This is a genomic window from Halobellus salinus, from assembly GCF_014646875.1.
In the GTDB taxonomy this organism is placed as follows: Archaea; Halobacteriota; Halobacteria; order Halobacteriales; family Haloferacaceae; genus Haloquadratum; species Haloquadratum salinum.
This window is the reverse complement of sequence record NZ_BMOC01000006.1, coordinates 33,355-48,219: the sequence shown is the minus strand read 5'-3', so window position 1 is coordinate 48,219 and position 14,865 is coordinate 33,355. Positions and strand designations below refer to the sequence as shown.

Below are 14,865 nucleotides of genomic sequence, written 5' to 3'. Positions count from 1 at the left end.
AGACAGGTGAACCCTGTATCACAGGGAGTGTCAACTCCTCTGAGATTCTGCAAGTGACGGCGTCAGTCGGTGATAGAAGCCGCCGGGAGAGATCGTCTCGTCGGCTGTGGAATTATAGCTGCGTCTGAATCCAGCGAGTGTTCGGCTTTCGCCCGCGGCGAAGCCGAACACGAGCGCCCACACGAGGACAGGAATCTGTAGCTTGCCCTCTCGCTCGACTACGCCGAGTTCCTCGGCGTGTTCTTCAAGTAACTCAGATGGAAAAAGCGTAGTGAGCCGACGCATAATTCGGGTTAAGAAGCCGTTGTCGTGCACAGACTCGGCTTCCTCACCGTCTCGCAAAGAGGCCGTGATAAGCTACTGCTGTACTTCGGTTCTTCGTTTAGCTAAAGACGGATGCCCGGCAGAATCCCGCATCGACAGTCTATCAGTCGATAGCAGCTATCGTGGTTATTCTTGCTGTAGTGGGTGGATACGTCGCTTGGCGTCGCCGCTGATTCCGTTCCAATCTTTCGATCGAAAACTGGATGAATCCTTGCTGTCCCCCCAGAACAGAGCGTGCGGATGTCTTCGGCTGTAGCCAAGAACAGAATCTCAGTTGATGAGAACGAACGGATCGCGCTCGCGGTTATGATCGGCGACACCGCTACTAACCGTCTCGATGAGCCGCCGGTGGACTTCCCTGGCCGCTCGTCCCTCGTCGGGGCGCAGGTAGTAGAGCCCGCCCAGATTCGTCCAGAAATCATCATCAAGCCAAAAGAGCGTCTCATCGCCCGACTGATGGACGATCTCACCGTTGTCAGCGAGTCGATCACTGTCGAGCTGGCGACCCGAATGCTGGGCGCGTGCCAACACCGCGACGAGCCGTCGGCGAGAAATGGGTGCGTGCACAGCAACGTCGTCGATTGACTCTCCGAAGTAGTCTTCGACACAACCGATCGCTTGTGAGAACTCACCAAGCGTAACGGAATCTAACGGCACCGTATCCCTCGGTAGGTCTCGAGTCTCACCAGACAGGGGGTCACTCAGTAACAGATCAGACGCGAAGTTGACCTCAACGCTATCGGCGGTTCGACGGTACTGCGTTCTATCCCGGCCCTCGTCCCCAGTGACTTCTTCTAAATACCCGTTTTCGGCGAGTTCCTTCACACGTCGGTAACAGGTGGCAATCGGAACGTCTAGCTTTTGACTCAGCCAACCGACTGACCGAGGTTCTTTCGCCGCCCGCAGTATGTCCACACTGTATTTCCGCCCGAGAACCTCAACCGATTCCGTTGACATTTCGTTACCACAACTGATTCTCGGCGATAAGTAACTACACCCTATACTTATTGATCTGATTCTGCTGGTACCTATACAAATCCTTATCTAAGCGAAAATATAATACGGCGGAAACACAAAACCTGATGTATGAGCGATGGAGACACGTACACGGAACACACCCCTTCGGGACTTCTTGAACTGTCCTCGGAACTGAACCAAGCCAGTTCTATCGAGGACGTCTCTGTCGTTGCCGTCCGAATGCTGGATCTCAATTTTGATGCGCCCCTTTCGGCGATCTGGGAGTTCGACGACGGGAGCAACGAACTGTGCCCAATCGCCGAATCAGCCGAGGCACACGAGGTGATCGGCGATGCACCTCGCCTCCCAACCGACTCTCTCGCCGGGCGCGTATACAGACAGGATCATCCGAAAGCGTTCGGTGATGTCCACGAGGCTGACGCCACGCACAACCCGGACAGCCCGATTCGGAGCGAAATCATCGTGCCAATCTCTGATTTCGGCGTTTTGAGCGTCGGAGCCACCGAAGTTGATGCCTTTAGCAAGAGCGACTTTGAACTGGCAAAACTCGTCGCCTCAACTCTCGAAGCTGCGATCTCACGAATCCGACAACACGAGCACCTGCAGGCTGAACGTGATTGGGCACACACGCTGTTTGAAGGCTCCAACGACGCTATTTTCATCAGTGATTCGGACGCGAATCTCGTCCAAGTGAATCGGGCCGCTTGCGAGTTGACCGGGTACGATCGGGAAGCACTCCTCTCGATGCGCATCCCGGACCTCCGCAAGGAAGTCGACGTAGATGGCTACCAGGAGTACCACGATCAAATACTCGCCGGCGACCCAGCAACCAACGAAGCCGAACTGCTTCGGAGCGACAACACCCAAATCGATGTTGAGTTTTCGAACCGTGGTATCGAGCGGGACGGGACAAGCTACGTACACACGGTCGCGCGAGACGTCACGGAACAACGAGAGCGCCAGCGTCGGCTGGAGTCATTCAAATCGGCCATCGAGAACGCGAGTGATGGGATTGCCATCCTGGACGACGAGGAGTATACGTACGTCGATCAAACGCACACTGACATGTACGGGTTCGATGACCCAGACGAGTTACTCGGACAGACCTGGGGAGAGTTGTACACTGATGCCGCTGAAATCGAGCGCATAGAGGACGAGGCGCTTTCGGCGCTCCGATCCGACGGAGAGTGGAGAGGGACCGTAACTGCCTCTCCGGAAGGCAAGGGAGAGTTCCCGACCGAACTATCGCTGACACGCCTGGAAGACGGCCGAATCGTCTGTGTTGTCCGCGACGTGTCTGAAAAACACCGGCGGCAAGCGGAACTTCGGGAGAATGAGCGGCGTTTCGAGTCGGTGTTCGAAGATCCTGAGATGCTGGTCGGATTACTGGACACCACCGGGGAACTGATCGATGTGAATGAAACGTCCTTGGAGTACGTTTCGCACAGTAAAGACGAGGTGGTGGGGGAACCGATTTGGGAGGCTGAGTGGTGGTCGCACTCTCAGACTCTGCAGGACGAGATGCAGGACTGGATCAATCGAGCGGCGTCGGGCGAATACGTCAGTTTCCGGTCCGAATACCCGGCACAGGACGGTGAGACCCGGTTCTTTACCGGTACCATCCGTCCTGTGACTGGGGACTCAGGAGTTGAATCACTCGTCATTTCGAGCCGTGATATTACGCCCCGCGAGCAACGTCGTCGCGAACTGGAAACGTTCCAGCAGGCTGTCGAGGATGCCAAAGACGGTTTCGCCATTCTCGAGGATGGATCGTACACCTACGTCGACGACACACACGTTGAGATGTACGGATTCGACGACACCGACCAACTCCTCGGGAACTCCTGGCGGATGCTCTACGACGACGACGAAGTGGAGCGTCTCGAGTCAGAGGCGTTCCCCGTTCTCGAGTCGGAGGGTCACTGGCGGGGCAAAGTAACCGGAACACGGCCGGACGGGACGTCGCTTCCGGTCGAGATCTCGCTGACCATCATCGACGATGGTCCCCTCGTCTGTACTGTGCGCGATGAGACCGCAAAACAGCAACGGGAGCGCGAACTCGAACTCAAAGAGCAAGCAATCGACTCCTCGAATGTTGGGGTTATGATCACCGACCCGCAACGAGAGGACAACCCGGTCGAGTACATAAACAAAGGGTTCACCGACATCACGGGCTACCAGGAGGCCGACGTCTTAGGCCGCAATCCACGGTTTCTCCAGGGACCCGAGACAGACCCGGACGAACTGTTGAAGCTTCAAGAAGCGATTGCGGCCGGCGAACCGGTGACAGTGGAATTGAAAAACCACCGAAAAGACGGGAGTGAATACTGGAACCGGTTGTCTGTCACGCCCGTCACCGACGCAGACGGGACGCTTTCGAAGTTCATTGGCATACAACAGGACGTAACAACCCGGAGACAACGGACTCGGAACCTGGCAGAACAGAACCGGAAACTCGAATTGGTTCTTTCCGGAACGAACACCGGGATTGCAGAGTGGCGTCTCGCGACGGATACGGTGTCGTTCGACCAGACACTTGTCGATTTACTCGGGTATGATCCGGACAGTTACGAGGAGTTCATACGGATTGTCGCGCCCGAAGACCGGGACCGTATTGACGATGCACTCCAACGGGTCGACGAGATTGACGACTTGTCTGCGGACTTCAGAGTTAGTACTGCTGACGGACAAACCCGATGGATACACACAGACGCTGTTCTGATACCCGATGATGAGCGTGGAGAGCGGCTTCTCGCGACTGCAACAGACATCACGGAGAAAAAGCGGCGGATTCAGGAGATCCAACAGGAGCGGAAGCGATCTGAGATCCTCTCGGAGAGTCTCGAAGAGTACGCCTTTGTGCTGCTTGACGACCAGGGACGGATCGACAGTTGGAACGACGGCGCTGCCGACATCCTTGGGTATGACGAGGAGACCGCGATCGGTATGCCGGCAGCAGAGTTGCACCCCCAAACGGAGCAAAGGCGTGAGATTGCCGATCGGCTACTGAAACAGGCATCACTCGCAGGCGAAAGCACCCACAGAGGACAACGAGTCCGTCAGGACGGATCGTCGTTTCCCGCTGAAGTCTCATACGTCCCGCTTCAAACCGAAGACGGGGTGTTTCTGGGATACGGGATGGTTGTCAGAGACCTCACCAACCTGCATCAGCGGCGGCGGCGAACAGAGCGGTTCGTTGAGGAATCAGTCGACGTCGTGTCCATTCTGGATCGCGATGGGCGTTTCACCTATCTCAGTGGCTCCGCTGAACGGGTTCTCGGATACGACCCAGCCCAGTTGGAACAAGAGAGCGTCTTCGATTACATCCACCCTGAGGACCGGGAACGTGCCATGGAAGCATTCTTTACTGCCGTCGAGGACTCTGATTCAACTGTCCAGTTGGAGTTCCAAGTACGGACCGAGCGTGGCCGGTGGGTCACCGTAGAGGCACGTGGACGGAATCTCTTTGATGATGACTCAATTGGTGGATTTCTGGTGTACATACGCGACATCAGCGACATAAGAGAACAAACAAAGAAATTCGAATCCGTCTTCAATCAAACGTTCCAACTGACGGGACTGCTGAAACAGAACGGGGACATTCTCGAACTCAACGACCCCCTTATCGAGTTCGCCGACGTGCGCGCAGCGGAGAGCAAAGGCGAACCACTCTGGGAGTGTCCGCTGTTCGCGCATTCGTCCGACGTGCAAAACCAAATCAGACAGGCAGTCACGCAAGCATCTTCGGGGTCGCTCGTTCGGTTCGACGTGGAAGCAGAAGGTGTTGATGGACTCGCCAACTTCGACTTCTCGGTCAAGCCGGTCGAAAGCCAGCACGGCGAGCTTAGCTTCCTGGTGTTCGAGGCACGGGATATCACAGATCAAGAACAGCGTCGGCAGCACGTCCAAGTCTTACACCGGATTATGCGGCACAACATCCGGAATGATCTGACGAAGCTGAGTGGGTACGTCGAGCTGCTTGCATCGGACGTAAATACAGAAACCGGCGACCAGCGCGCTGCGACGATCCGTGACATTCTCGACAAGTGGGAAAGAATGGCAAACAAGACCCAAGAGCTCCAGAACACGCTCACGAGCGAGAGTGCTCTCGCTTCCCACCAGAGTGTGCAACAACTACTCGAAACCATCCAACACGAAACAGAAGCACAACACCCCGATTCGAGTGTCACAGTCACAGCCGACGGCCGTATCGAATCACAAATCCCGGGTGACTTGGACACAGCTGTTTCTGAGCTCGTTGCAAACGCCATTACAGCGAGCGATAGTGACGAGCCAGCTGTGCAGATCAGTGTCTCACAGCCCGATGAAGGGTGGGTAGACATTTGTGTTTCCGATACCGGGTCCGGACTCCCGGAAATGGAGCAACGGCTGCTCGAAACTGGCGAGGAAACCCCACTGAGTCACGGACAGGGGCTCGGACTGTGGATGGTGCGGGCGCTTGTGACTCGTGCGGGTGGGTCGATTTCAGTCGAGACGTCGGGAGAGGGAAGCCAGATCACACTCGAAATTCCGACGAAACCGGCCCAAGAGAACCCACCGCAACTGGGAAGCGTGTCTTAGAACATGAGTGCCGACGAACAAACAAAAATCCTGATCGCTGAGGATGACCAGAGTTTGGCTGATCTGTACGCGGAGTGGCTCAGCGACCGCTATGTTGTTGAAACTGCATACTCCGGCGAAGATGCCTTAGACACGTTCGATGCGACCGTCGATATCGCCCTTTTAGACCGGATGATGCCCGGGCTATCCGGCGGAGAGGTTCTCAAGCGACTCAAACAGCACACCTCGGACTGTCAAGTGGCCATTGTCTCTGCAGTGACACCGGACTTCGACATCGTCAAAATGGGATTCGATGCGTATCTCGAAAAGCCGATTGAAGCTGACGAACTTGAAGACGTTATCTCACAGATGCTCACTCGTGCAGAGTACAACGAGGACCTACAAGAGCTGTTCTCACTGATAGAACGCCAATCGACGTTGGAAGCCGCCGTGGACGCAGATACCCTCGAAACGAGCCCGGAGTATCGGTCACTCACGGAGCAAATCACAGCGCTCGAAAATAAAGTCGAACGGTATTTCCAGAACCTGTCGGATCGGGATTTTCGGGTGGCTATCGAACGCTTGCAACGAACAGCAGCAGAGCGCAGGGAACAACAGCAGTACCAGTCTCTCACCGAAGATGTACTAGACACATCAAAGGAGGGGATCGTTGTTGTTGATCGCGACGGACAGGTGGTGTGGGCAAACGAGACCACAGAAGAGTTACTCGGGGTTGATAGAGCTGCTATGCAGGGGGCCGACTACAGCCGAGTTGCGTCCGAATCTTACCGTGGGTATTCCGCGGACGAGCAGGCGCTGTCCGACCTCGTGACGCGTTCTTTAGAGAACATGAACTCCGAGGTCGAAGCCATTGTCCGTATTCCTGGGACGGCGTCGAGAGCGCAACAATGGTTGGAGTATTGGAGCGGGCCGATTCAGACCGGTCTCTACGCGGGTGGGCGGATCGAACACTACCACAACATCACAGAGAGGTACGCGTATGAACAACAGCTTGAGGACCTGCATGCGGTTTCCCGCGATCTAATGACAGCGGACTCGGAACGTACCATCGGCGAGACCGTGGCAAACGCCGCAGTCGGGACACTCGGGTTCGAGTTTGCGGCGGTGTATACGCGAGAAGACCACACGGGGCGCTTGGTCCCACTCAAACACGCAGCAACAGCGGAGGCGACTGACATCGAACTTCCCCCCGTCTCTGAAGGGGACACACCGATCTGGACGGCTTATGTGACTCGAACGGAACAGCTGGGTCCCGAAGACGTTGCAGACACCCCACCAACGCAGTGGTTGACAGAACAGTTCCAGTCGTGGCGACTCTACTCACTAGAATCGGAGGGGGTGCTGCTAGTGGGGACAACCACAACGCCAGAGGTCCCCGCACGGAGAACCAAACTGGCAAAAACGTTAGCAGCGAACGCAGCGAGCGCACTCGAACGGACAGCACAAGAGGCGACTCTTCGGGAACGCGACCAGCGGTTAAACGAGCAAAACGAACGGCTGACACGCCTGGATCGAATCAACACACTGATACGGTCGATAAGTTCCACGGTCATCAGTGCAAATACCCGAGAAGAACTGGAGCAAGAGGTGTGTACTGCTCTGGCCCGCCTGGAGTCGGTTAGCGGGGCGTGGGTCGGCAGCAAAGACATTGCTACGAATACGATCGAGGTCAGAGCAAAAACGGACTCGCTTGCGTATCAACACGTGGGCGCGGACAACAGTCCGGCAGACGACAGCACCAACGGGAGTGACTCCACACTACCACCTGCTGAACGGGCTTACAGGATCGAAGATTCGGTCGTAGAGAGCGACCTAATGACCGCCCGCTCCGAAACGGAGTGGGAACAGGAAGCACTCAAAAATGGGACCCACTCGATTGTGGCTGCGCCACTGCAGAGTGAGGCTTCGACCCTCGGCGTCTTGGAAGTCCATTCCAAACTGCCAAACGCCTTCGCCGAAGAGGAGGTGACAGCCCTCACAGAGCTCGGTCAGATCATCGGTCACGGGATATCAGCACTCCGTCAAAAAGCAGCGCTTCTATCGGGTGGGGGTACAGTTCTCGAGATCCAGTTTGCGGATGACACCGGTCTCGCAACCCTCGTTTCGGATATGGAGACAGATCTTGAAGTGTTGGATGTCCTGACTGATAAGCCACACCACCTCCTGTTCGCGCGCCTGACCGGAGAGAACACGACTCCCGAAGCGTTCGAGGCGGCTGGTTTCGATCCGGAGACAGTCGTTCTGAGCGACACTCGAAACCGGGTCTACTGCAAAATTCCGGTGCGGAACAGCGGCCTTTGTGAGAAGCTGACCGACCAGGGAGTTGCGATAAATCAACTCACCAGCGCCCCGGAGTCCAACCAGATTGTTGCTTCAGTAACCGTTCCGTTCACGGTCGACATCGGGGAGTATCTGGATTCACTCCGGCAAGACTACAGCGACCTCACCTTGTTATCCAAACTGGACAGTGAGCGGGCAGAGACCAACACCGCTCTGTCAGCACGCCTCAATCAGGCTCTTACCGCCCGGCAGGAAGAAGTCCTGCAGACGGCGCTCTACGCAGGATACTTTAATTGGCCGCGAGACACCGATTCGACGTCGATTGCCACGACCCTCGATATCGCACAGTCAACGTTCAACCAGCACCTTCGGGCTGCTGAGTATAACCTGCTTACGACGCTCTATGAGGACACGACCGATCCGTAACCCGCCGCGAGAGCACAGTCCGTGGTAACCGGGCTGCCGTGTCCGTCGGCGTCCGAAGCCGCGGCTGCAACCGACAAACCTCTCCATATAGGTGTCAAATTTGATAACCCAATATCAGTGGGTAGAAGACACTTGATAGTAGGATAGATGGATTACGTATGGCCCAGAGCTCTCCGCACCGAAGGTCTGAACCCACTGGATGGAGTACGGATTCCCAGATTGTGCGCGAATTCGACAGACCCGTTCGCGTTTCGGACGCGGTTATTGAAACGCTCATTGAAGCGGTCAACGACTGGCCGGACCTCAGCGAATCTCCCCCAGTGTTTGAGTTCGTCGATGTAGACAAGCTCGACGGCTTGTTCAAAACCCGTGCAGTTGAGAAGACGAGCCACATGCCCTCTGTGGAGTTTCTCTTTCAGGACGCTCTCGTGACGGTTCTATACGGATCAGCGGTGCGTGTCATTGTCGAACGGGATGCGTAAGCGAGAGCGAATGAACCGGTCCAGTACTGTTCTCATCGTTGATGACCAACAGGATCTCGCTGACCTGTTTGGTATTTGGTTACAGGAGCAGTTTGAGGTTTATGTGGCTTACTCCGGGGAAGATGCACTGGAGATTTTCGCCGAGGAGTCGATTGACATTGTCCTTTTGGATCGTCAGATGCCGGGACTTTCCGGCACGGATGTGCTCCACTCAATTCGCGAAAACGGTGACGCCCAGCAGGTGATCATGGTAACAGCCGTTCAGCCAACGGAAGAGTTAGCTTCCATTGCTGTGGATGAGTATCTTCTCAAACCAACTGACCGGACAACACTGCTTCAAGCCGTGGAAGCCGCAGAGTTGGTTCTCACATACGAAGACTCACTCACAGAATTTCTCTCACTCACCGCGAGAAAAGCCACGTTAGAAGCGAACCTTGACAGAACAGCGCTAGCAAAAGACGACCGATACAGCAACCTCCTCCGAAAAATACGTGAGTTAGAGAAGGACGCTGATACCGCACTCCAGCGTCTTGAGACGGAGTATCAGGTCGATATGCTGGTCAGAGACCAGCGTATCGGGTCCCGAACTGTAGAGCAGCTCTGACGTGTGTGAGAGGCCGACTCAACCACCGTCTGGATCGCTGAGACTCTCGGATTTGTATCCGCCCGCAGGTGTGGTGCCGACCCGACACGGTGACGCCTCGGGGTTTGACTCAGCGGCGGTTTCAGTGCCTCACAAGGCAGAACAGTTGATATTACGGCAATTTAGCATTCACTTATCATAACGCTGCTGTCTCGCGGTTTGGGTGGCGTTTTCCGCCGGCTGATCGGCAGGGATCCGTGCAGGCTCGGCTTCATCCACTTGGTAGATCCGCTGCGGCGGTCGAGTCCCGGGATAGACACGCAGAGCTCCTCCGACTCGTTCTCTAGGTTGACGCGGATCTCGACTATATCACAAAGATTTATGTAGAAAGAAGGACTTACTGTATACGCTATGTCAGGTCCCCTGCTTGACGGGAAGACGGCCGTGATCACTGGTGGTTCGAGCGGCAACGGACGCTCTATCGCGGAGGCATACGCCGCGGAGGGTGCAGACATTGTTGCCGCCGATATTCAGGAAACACCGCGAGAGGGTGGCACACCGACTCACGAACTCGTCACCGACGAGTATGACGTGGATGCGACGTACGTAGAGTGTAACGTGACGAACCTCAACGATCTCGAAGCCGCCGTTGATGCCGCGGACGAGTTCGGAGGCATCGACGTGATGGTGAACAACGCGGGTATCTTCCGCGAGGAGACGTTCATCGACACCAGTGAAGACGCCTTTGACCAAATGATGGACATCAACGTCAAGGGCGTCTACTTCGGTGCACAGTATGCTGCCCGCAAGATGGCAGAGAACGGCGGCGGGAGCATTATCAACATGTCGAGTAACGCCGGTCTGGAAGGAAGTGCGGGCTTTGTCACCTACTGTACGTCGAAAGGTGCGGTCCGGCTGATGACGTACGCGCTCGCTGACGAGTTGGGGCCGGAAAGTATCCGGGTGAACGCGATCCATCCGGGCGCTATCGCGACGGCGATGCTCAAGGAGGACGTCGAAATCGTCGGGACAGAAGCCGAAGAGGGCTATCGCCAGACGATCCCGCTGCGCCGACTCGGCCAACCGGAGGATGTGGCTGACGCCGCACTCTACCTCGCGAGCGATCTCGCGTCCTACGTCAGTGGGGAATCACTGTACGTCGATGGCGGAATGACAAACTCCGGATGACTGAGTAGTCGTTTCGGGTAGCGCCCAGATACCCATCACATAAATCCATCCCAGCGGGCGGTGTTCAGATAAGGATGAAGAGCGAGGCGGTTCGTTTTCTGAGTGATCTATGCCCGAAAACGACCGCCTCATACTGTCGGCTATAACTACGTGAAGATGTTCGACACCCCGGGGTGTCGAAATACGTCACGCGACTATAGCCGACAGTATCAACGGCTGTTTAAACGAGATTGAACTAGAGTTTGTGGAACGAGAGGCGACACCGAGATTACTGATGAAACTCGGTATTAAGCTCAATCGTGCTGACCTATCACTTTCGAATATTGCCTTTATTTGATCCAGCTCGTCAAGCGTAGTGTCTTGTCGCTTCACTGCCCCCACCACCCGGCGGGTCTGAGGTACCGGCTCGGTGAGAGCGGCCGATACAGTGGCGTTACCACTCGGTGACGAAGGTGACCCCGGCTTGAAAATCAGTTGATGCTCAGTCGAGATTACGTCTTGCAAAAAGGGTAGCACTCAACAAAGCCAGAATAGCGGCCCCCACGCCGAAGCCGGGCGCCTCTTCGCTAGTGGTTTTCGGTCCCGATGTACCCACTGTGGAAGTCGGTGTCGGCGTGACAGTGATCGTCGGCGTGGGTGTGGGTGTTGGCGTGACAGTGACCGTCGGTGTGGGTGTGGGTGTCGGCGTGACAGTGATCGTCGGCGTGGGTGTGGGTGTCGGCGTGACAGTGATCGTCGGCGTGGGTGTTGGCGTCGGCGTGACAGTGACCGTCGGCGTGGGTGTGGGTGTTGGCGTGACAGTGACCGTCGGCGTGGGTGTGGGTGTTGGCGTGACAGTGATCGTCGGCGTGGGTGTGGGTGTCGGCGTGACAGTGATCGTCGGCGTGGGTGTTGGCGTCGGCGTGACAGTGACCGTCGGCGTGGGTGTTGGCGTCGGCGTGGCAGTGATCGTCGGCGTGGGTGTGGGTGTTGGCGTCGGGTCACTCACGGTGACCGTGCCACAAGCCGCGATATCGCTCTCCTCGCTATCGCTGTACGACCACACCTTCACCCGGGGGTCGTAGGTCCCCGGCTCGGCGTACGAAACCGTCCGCGAACTCTGGGTGGTATACCCACCGAACGAACTACCACCGAACTTGTCGTACTGGTAGTCGTCGACATTCTCCGATGCTGAAGCATCGAGCGTCACCGATTCTCCAGGCTGGACGCTCGTATCCGAGACCGAACACTTGGCGACCGGGTGGCTACTCGTTGCGGCCGCGAGCGACGCCCCCTCGTCACCGCCATCGACCGTGTCAGTCGTCGCGCCCGCACCCCCGGCCGTGGTCGCGCCGGCCACGGCGAGAGCGACGAGCGTCAGCAAAACGAGACCATACACCCAGTCGCTGTCTGTCGGGTCACGGTTCGCCAGTCGGTCAGGATACTTATGCTCGCCCGTCTCGTCGTCGGTCGGTGGATTCATTGGTGATCGCCCGCCCCCCGGCGTGCTTGATCCCCCTCGCACACGTGAGAAGCCGTAATCTGGGTACTGACCGTGGCAGCCGACGAGGTTTGACGTTCGTCTGTTGGCCGTCAACCGTTTGGGGGTCTCGGAACCGAACCAGTGCGGCCGAGTCACTCCCACGCTCAGGTTGTGAAATCTGTTATGTTTCACATATATAAATATACGGTCAAAAGTGGCCCTTCTCCAGTTGATGTAGATTGTTCATCCGACGAGTGCACCAGCGTCGCTCCTGATACACGCGAGTCGGTGCGGGTCACCCGCCGCTGGTAGGCAGAAAACGACTGGCTGTCACACAGGCCCGCCCTTGCTGAGTACATACCCTGTACCTTGCACCGCGTTCCGTAATTATCACTGCACCGATATTTTTAGCGGACTGTCAGCCGGACGAGAACGTCGTCGGTTTCGCGAGGGAATTTCCCGCGTGTGCGGCCGTCACGGTTGGATGTGATGGCGTACAGCTCTCCCTCCGGACTCTGGGCGAGGTGGCGGACGCGGCCGAGTTCGTCCTGGAGGAAGCGGTGTGCGGTCGCGGTGTAGTCCGGGTGCATCCAGTCGGCGTCGTACCGCCGTCCCCCCTCGCCGACAGGGGGCAACTCACCGCCCGACGGCGTGATGGTAACAACCCAGATCGACTGGCTGATCAGGCCCCCGACGACGAGCCGGTTTTGCCACGCCGGAATCGCGTCGCCGGTGTACACCGTCGCGCCCGTCGGGGCCCAGACTGTGCCCGGACCGGTGTTGAGCACCGGCGGAGTGAACTCTTCGTGTGCTGTGTAGGAATCCCACCGGTCATTGTCGGGTCCCCCACGTGCGACGTTCCAGCCGTAGTTGGCCCCCGGCAGCAGAACGTTTACCTCGTCGTGTCCGGTCGGACCATGCTCCGTCGCGACGGGGACGCCGCTGGGCAGCCAGTCGATCCCTTGTGGGTTGCGGTGACCGTAGCTGAACACCCGCGGGTCCCCGCCAAGGTCCGGATTACCTGGTGCCGGGTCGCCCTCGGGCGTAATTCGCAGTATCTTCCCGCCGAGAAACGACGGGTCCTGGGCCCGTTCGGGCGCGCCGGCGTCGCCAGTCGTGATCCAGAGGTTTCCGTCAGGGCCTGCGCGCACGCGCCCGCCATTATGGAAATCGTTCGCCGGAATTCCGCCGACGAGCACTTCTTCGGTCGCAGCTGGGTCGTCGGCACGGACATCCATCCTGACCACGCGGTTTTTCCGCTCACCGTTCGTCGCGGTGTAGTAGACGTAGACGTACTCTTCGTCGGGGAACGCGGGATGGACTGCAATCCCGAGCGTTCCGCCTTCGCCACCGTCGACCCACCACGGTTTCTCCTCGCTCCCCGGCTCCAGGGCTCCAGCGTTGATGGCGTCCTGCGGACGGGCGATCTCGGACACATCGCCGGAGTCGAACGTCACGACCCGCCCCGTGCGCTCGGTCAGGTACAGCGATCCGTCGCCGGTAAACGACATATCCCAAGGAATCTCGAGGTTCTCGATCAGCGTCTCAACCTGTAAGTCGACCTGAGGCGAGTCACTCGGGGCCTCCCAATCAGGGCCGTCCGCCGAAGTCGAATGGTCGGACTCGCTGTCGGCCCCGCCGACAGGCGTGGCGGCCGTGCCGCCCCCGCTGCCGGTTCCGTCGGTGCCGCTGTCGTCTCCACCGGACGAGGCACACCCCGCAGCGCCCGCGATTCCGACTGCCGTAAGGAACCGCCGGCGCGGGAAGCGAGAGCGACGCGGCTCGCGTGTCATACATCAACCACAGGACAGTATCGAATAAAGTATGTTGGTCCCGCACGCCCTGCCGGATTCCGTCGGAAAGTCCGCTTTCCTCGATTTGACACACGCGAGACGTTCCAGGGTGCTCGCTTCGCTGCGCTTTCACACAGACGGTTACCGTTATGATATCTGAACCCAAAACATCGATTAGGGAGCTTCACCCACCTAAGGGTCCGTCTGAAAGCATAGCCATATCGGCCATTAGAGACGCACAGACGGCCAGGCTCGCTCAGTGCTTTCCATCGACCCCCAATGCCCCCGGGTCGGTGAAAGAGCAGACGCAATCAGAACAGGCAATCGAACCGGGCAATCGAACCGGGCAATCGAACACGCCACACTCGAATATCCCACAAAACCGCATCAGCAGGCCCTAGTGCGGCTGATATTGCCGAGTATAGGGTCGAAGACCGCATCACCGAACACACTGAGGATGTTCACCTGAAGCAATCCATCTTGAACGAGACGTACAACCACCGGACAGGCGTCGAACCATCCAACAACGTGGTCAAAGACTGCGTCCTCGGGCACGTTCGCGCCCGAAGCCGCGTCTAGGCACAAACAGAAGTGCTCCTTGCGCTCTGTGTACGGTTCGTCGTTGCCACCACCACCTACGAGCGAGGGATTGAACCGGGCCGCGGGAAACTATGAGATGGATTCTGTGACACGCTCGAATAATAATACTTATTGATAACTGGGAATGAATCTGACTTCCCCTTCGGAGATGCGTTGAGCCCGGCGCAG

The 14,865-nt window shown here is 57.5% G+C and carries 9 protein-coding genes and 3 pseudogenes; 8 read left to right on the top strand and 4 right to left on the bottom strand.

Translation table 11 applies throughout. The features are described 5' to 3' along the window. Nucleotides 1-36: 36 nt before the first annotated feature. Both IEX72_RS06360 and IEX72_RS06355 read right to left on the bottom strand, forming a co-directional pair. A pseudogene (locus IEX72_RS06360) lies at nt 37-285 on the bottom strand (IS4 family transposase); the annotation flags it as partial. Between the two features lie 309 nt (nt 286-594). After that, a complete protein-coding gene (locus IEX72_RS06355; RefSeq protein ID WP_188786633.1) occupies nt 595-981 on the bottom strand; it encodes a hypothetical protein in 387 nt (128 codons plus the stop codon). A gap of 429 nt (nt 982-1,410) precedes the next feature. Here IEX72_RS06355 and IEX72_RS06350 point away from each other — a divergent pair, with 429 nt between their 5' ends. The 6 genes and pseudogenes from IEX72_RS06350 to IEX72_RS06325 all read left to right on the top strand — a co-directional run. Continuing rightward, complete coding sequence (locus IEX72_RS06350; RefSeq protein ID WP_188786543.1) at nt 1,411-5,883, top strand: PAS domain S-box protein; 4,473 nt, start codon at nt 1,411-1,413, stop codon at nt 5,881-5,883. Nucleotides 5,884-5,886: 3 nt separating this feature from the next. Beyond that, nucleotides 5,887-8,589 (top strand): response regulator, encoded by a 2,703-nt coding sequence (locus tag IEX72_RS06345; protein WP_188786542.1) that lies wholly within the window; start codon nt 5,887-5,889, stop codon nt 8,587-8,589. Nucleotides 8,590-8,810: 221 nt separating this feature from the next. Beyond that, complete coding sequence (locus IEX72_RS06340) at nt 8,811-9,071, top strand: HalOD1 output domain-containing protein (RefSeq protein ID WP_188786541.1); 261 nt, start codon at nt 8,811-8,813, stop codon at nt 9,069-9,071. A 10-nt stretch (nt 9,072-9,081) separates the two neighbouring features. Continuing rightward, on the top strand, nt 9,082-9,675 hold the full coding sequence (locus tag IEX72_RS06335; RefSeq protein ID WP_188786540.1) for a response regulator: 594 nt from the start codon (nt 9,082-9,084) through the stop codon (nt 9,673-9,675). A 390-nt stretch (nt 9,676-10,065) separates the two neighbouring features. Then, nucleotides 10,066-10,842: an SDR family oxidoreductase gene (locus IEX72_RS06330; RefSeq protein ID WP_188786539.1), complete on the top strand. Its 777-nt coding sequence runs from the start codon at nt 10,066-10,068 to the stop codon at nt 10,840-10,842. Nucleotides 10,843-11,038: 196 nt separating this feature from the next. Next, nucleotides 11,039-11,164, top strand: a pseudogene (locus IEX72_RS06325) (IS6 family transposase); the annotation flags it as partial. Between the two features lie 159 nt (nt 11,165-11,323). Here the strand turns inward: IEX72_RS06325 and IEX72_RS15530 are convergent. Then, nucleotides 11,324-11,437: a PGF-CTERM sorting domain-containing protein gene (locus IEX72_RS15530; protein ID WP_188786538.1), complete on the bottom strand. Its 114-nt coding sequence runs from the start codon at nt 11,435-11,437 to the stop codon at nt 11,324-11,326. A gap of 1 nt (nt 11,438) precedes the next feature. On the opposite strand from IEX72_RS15530, the gene IEX72_RS06315 reads away from it, so the two are divergent. Next, nucleotides 11,439-11,906 (top strand): hypothetical protein, encoded by a 468-nt coding sequence (locus tag IEX72_RS06315; RefSeq protein WP_188786537.1) that lies wholly within the window; start codon nt 11,439-11,441, stop codon nt 11,904-11,906. Nucleotides 11,907-12,711: 805 nt separating this feature from the next. Here IEX72_RS06315 and IEX72_RS06310 read toward each other — a convergent pair. Further along, nucleotides 12,712-14,097, bottom strand: a complete 1,386-nt coding sequence (locus tag IEX72_RS06310; RefSeq protein WP_188786536.1) for a PQQ-dependent sugar dehydrogenase — start codon at nt 14,095-14,097, stop codon at nt 12,712-12,714. Nucleotides 14,098-14,514: 417 nt separating this feature from the next. Between IEX72_RS06310 and IEX72_RS06305 the strand changes: the two are divergent. Further along, nucleotides 14,515-14,772 (top strand): annotated as a pseudogene (locus IEX72_RS06305) (transposase); the annotation flags it as partial. Between the last annotated feature and the right edge of the window lie 93 nt (nt 14,773-14,865).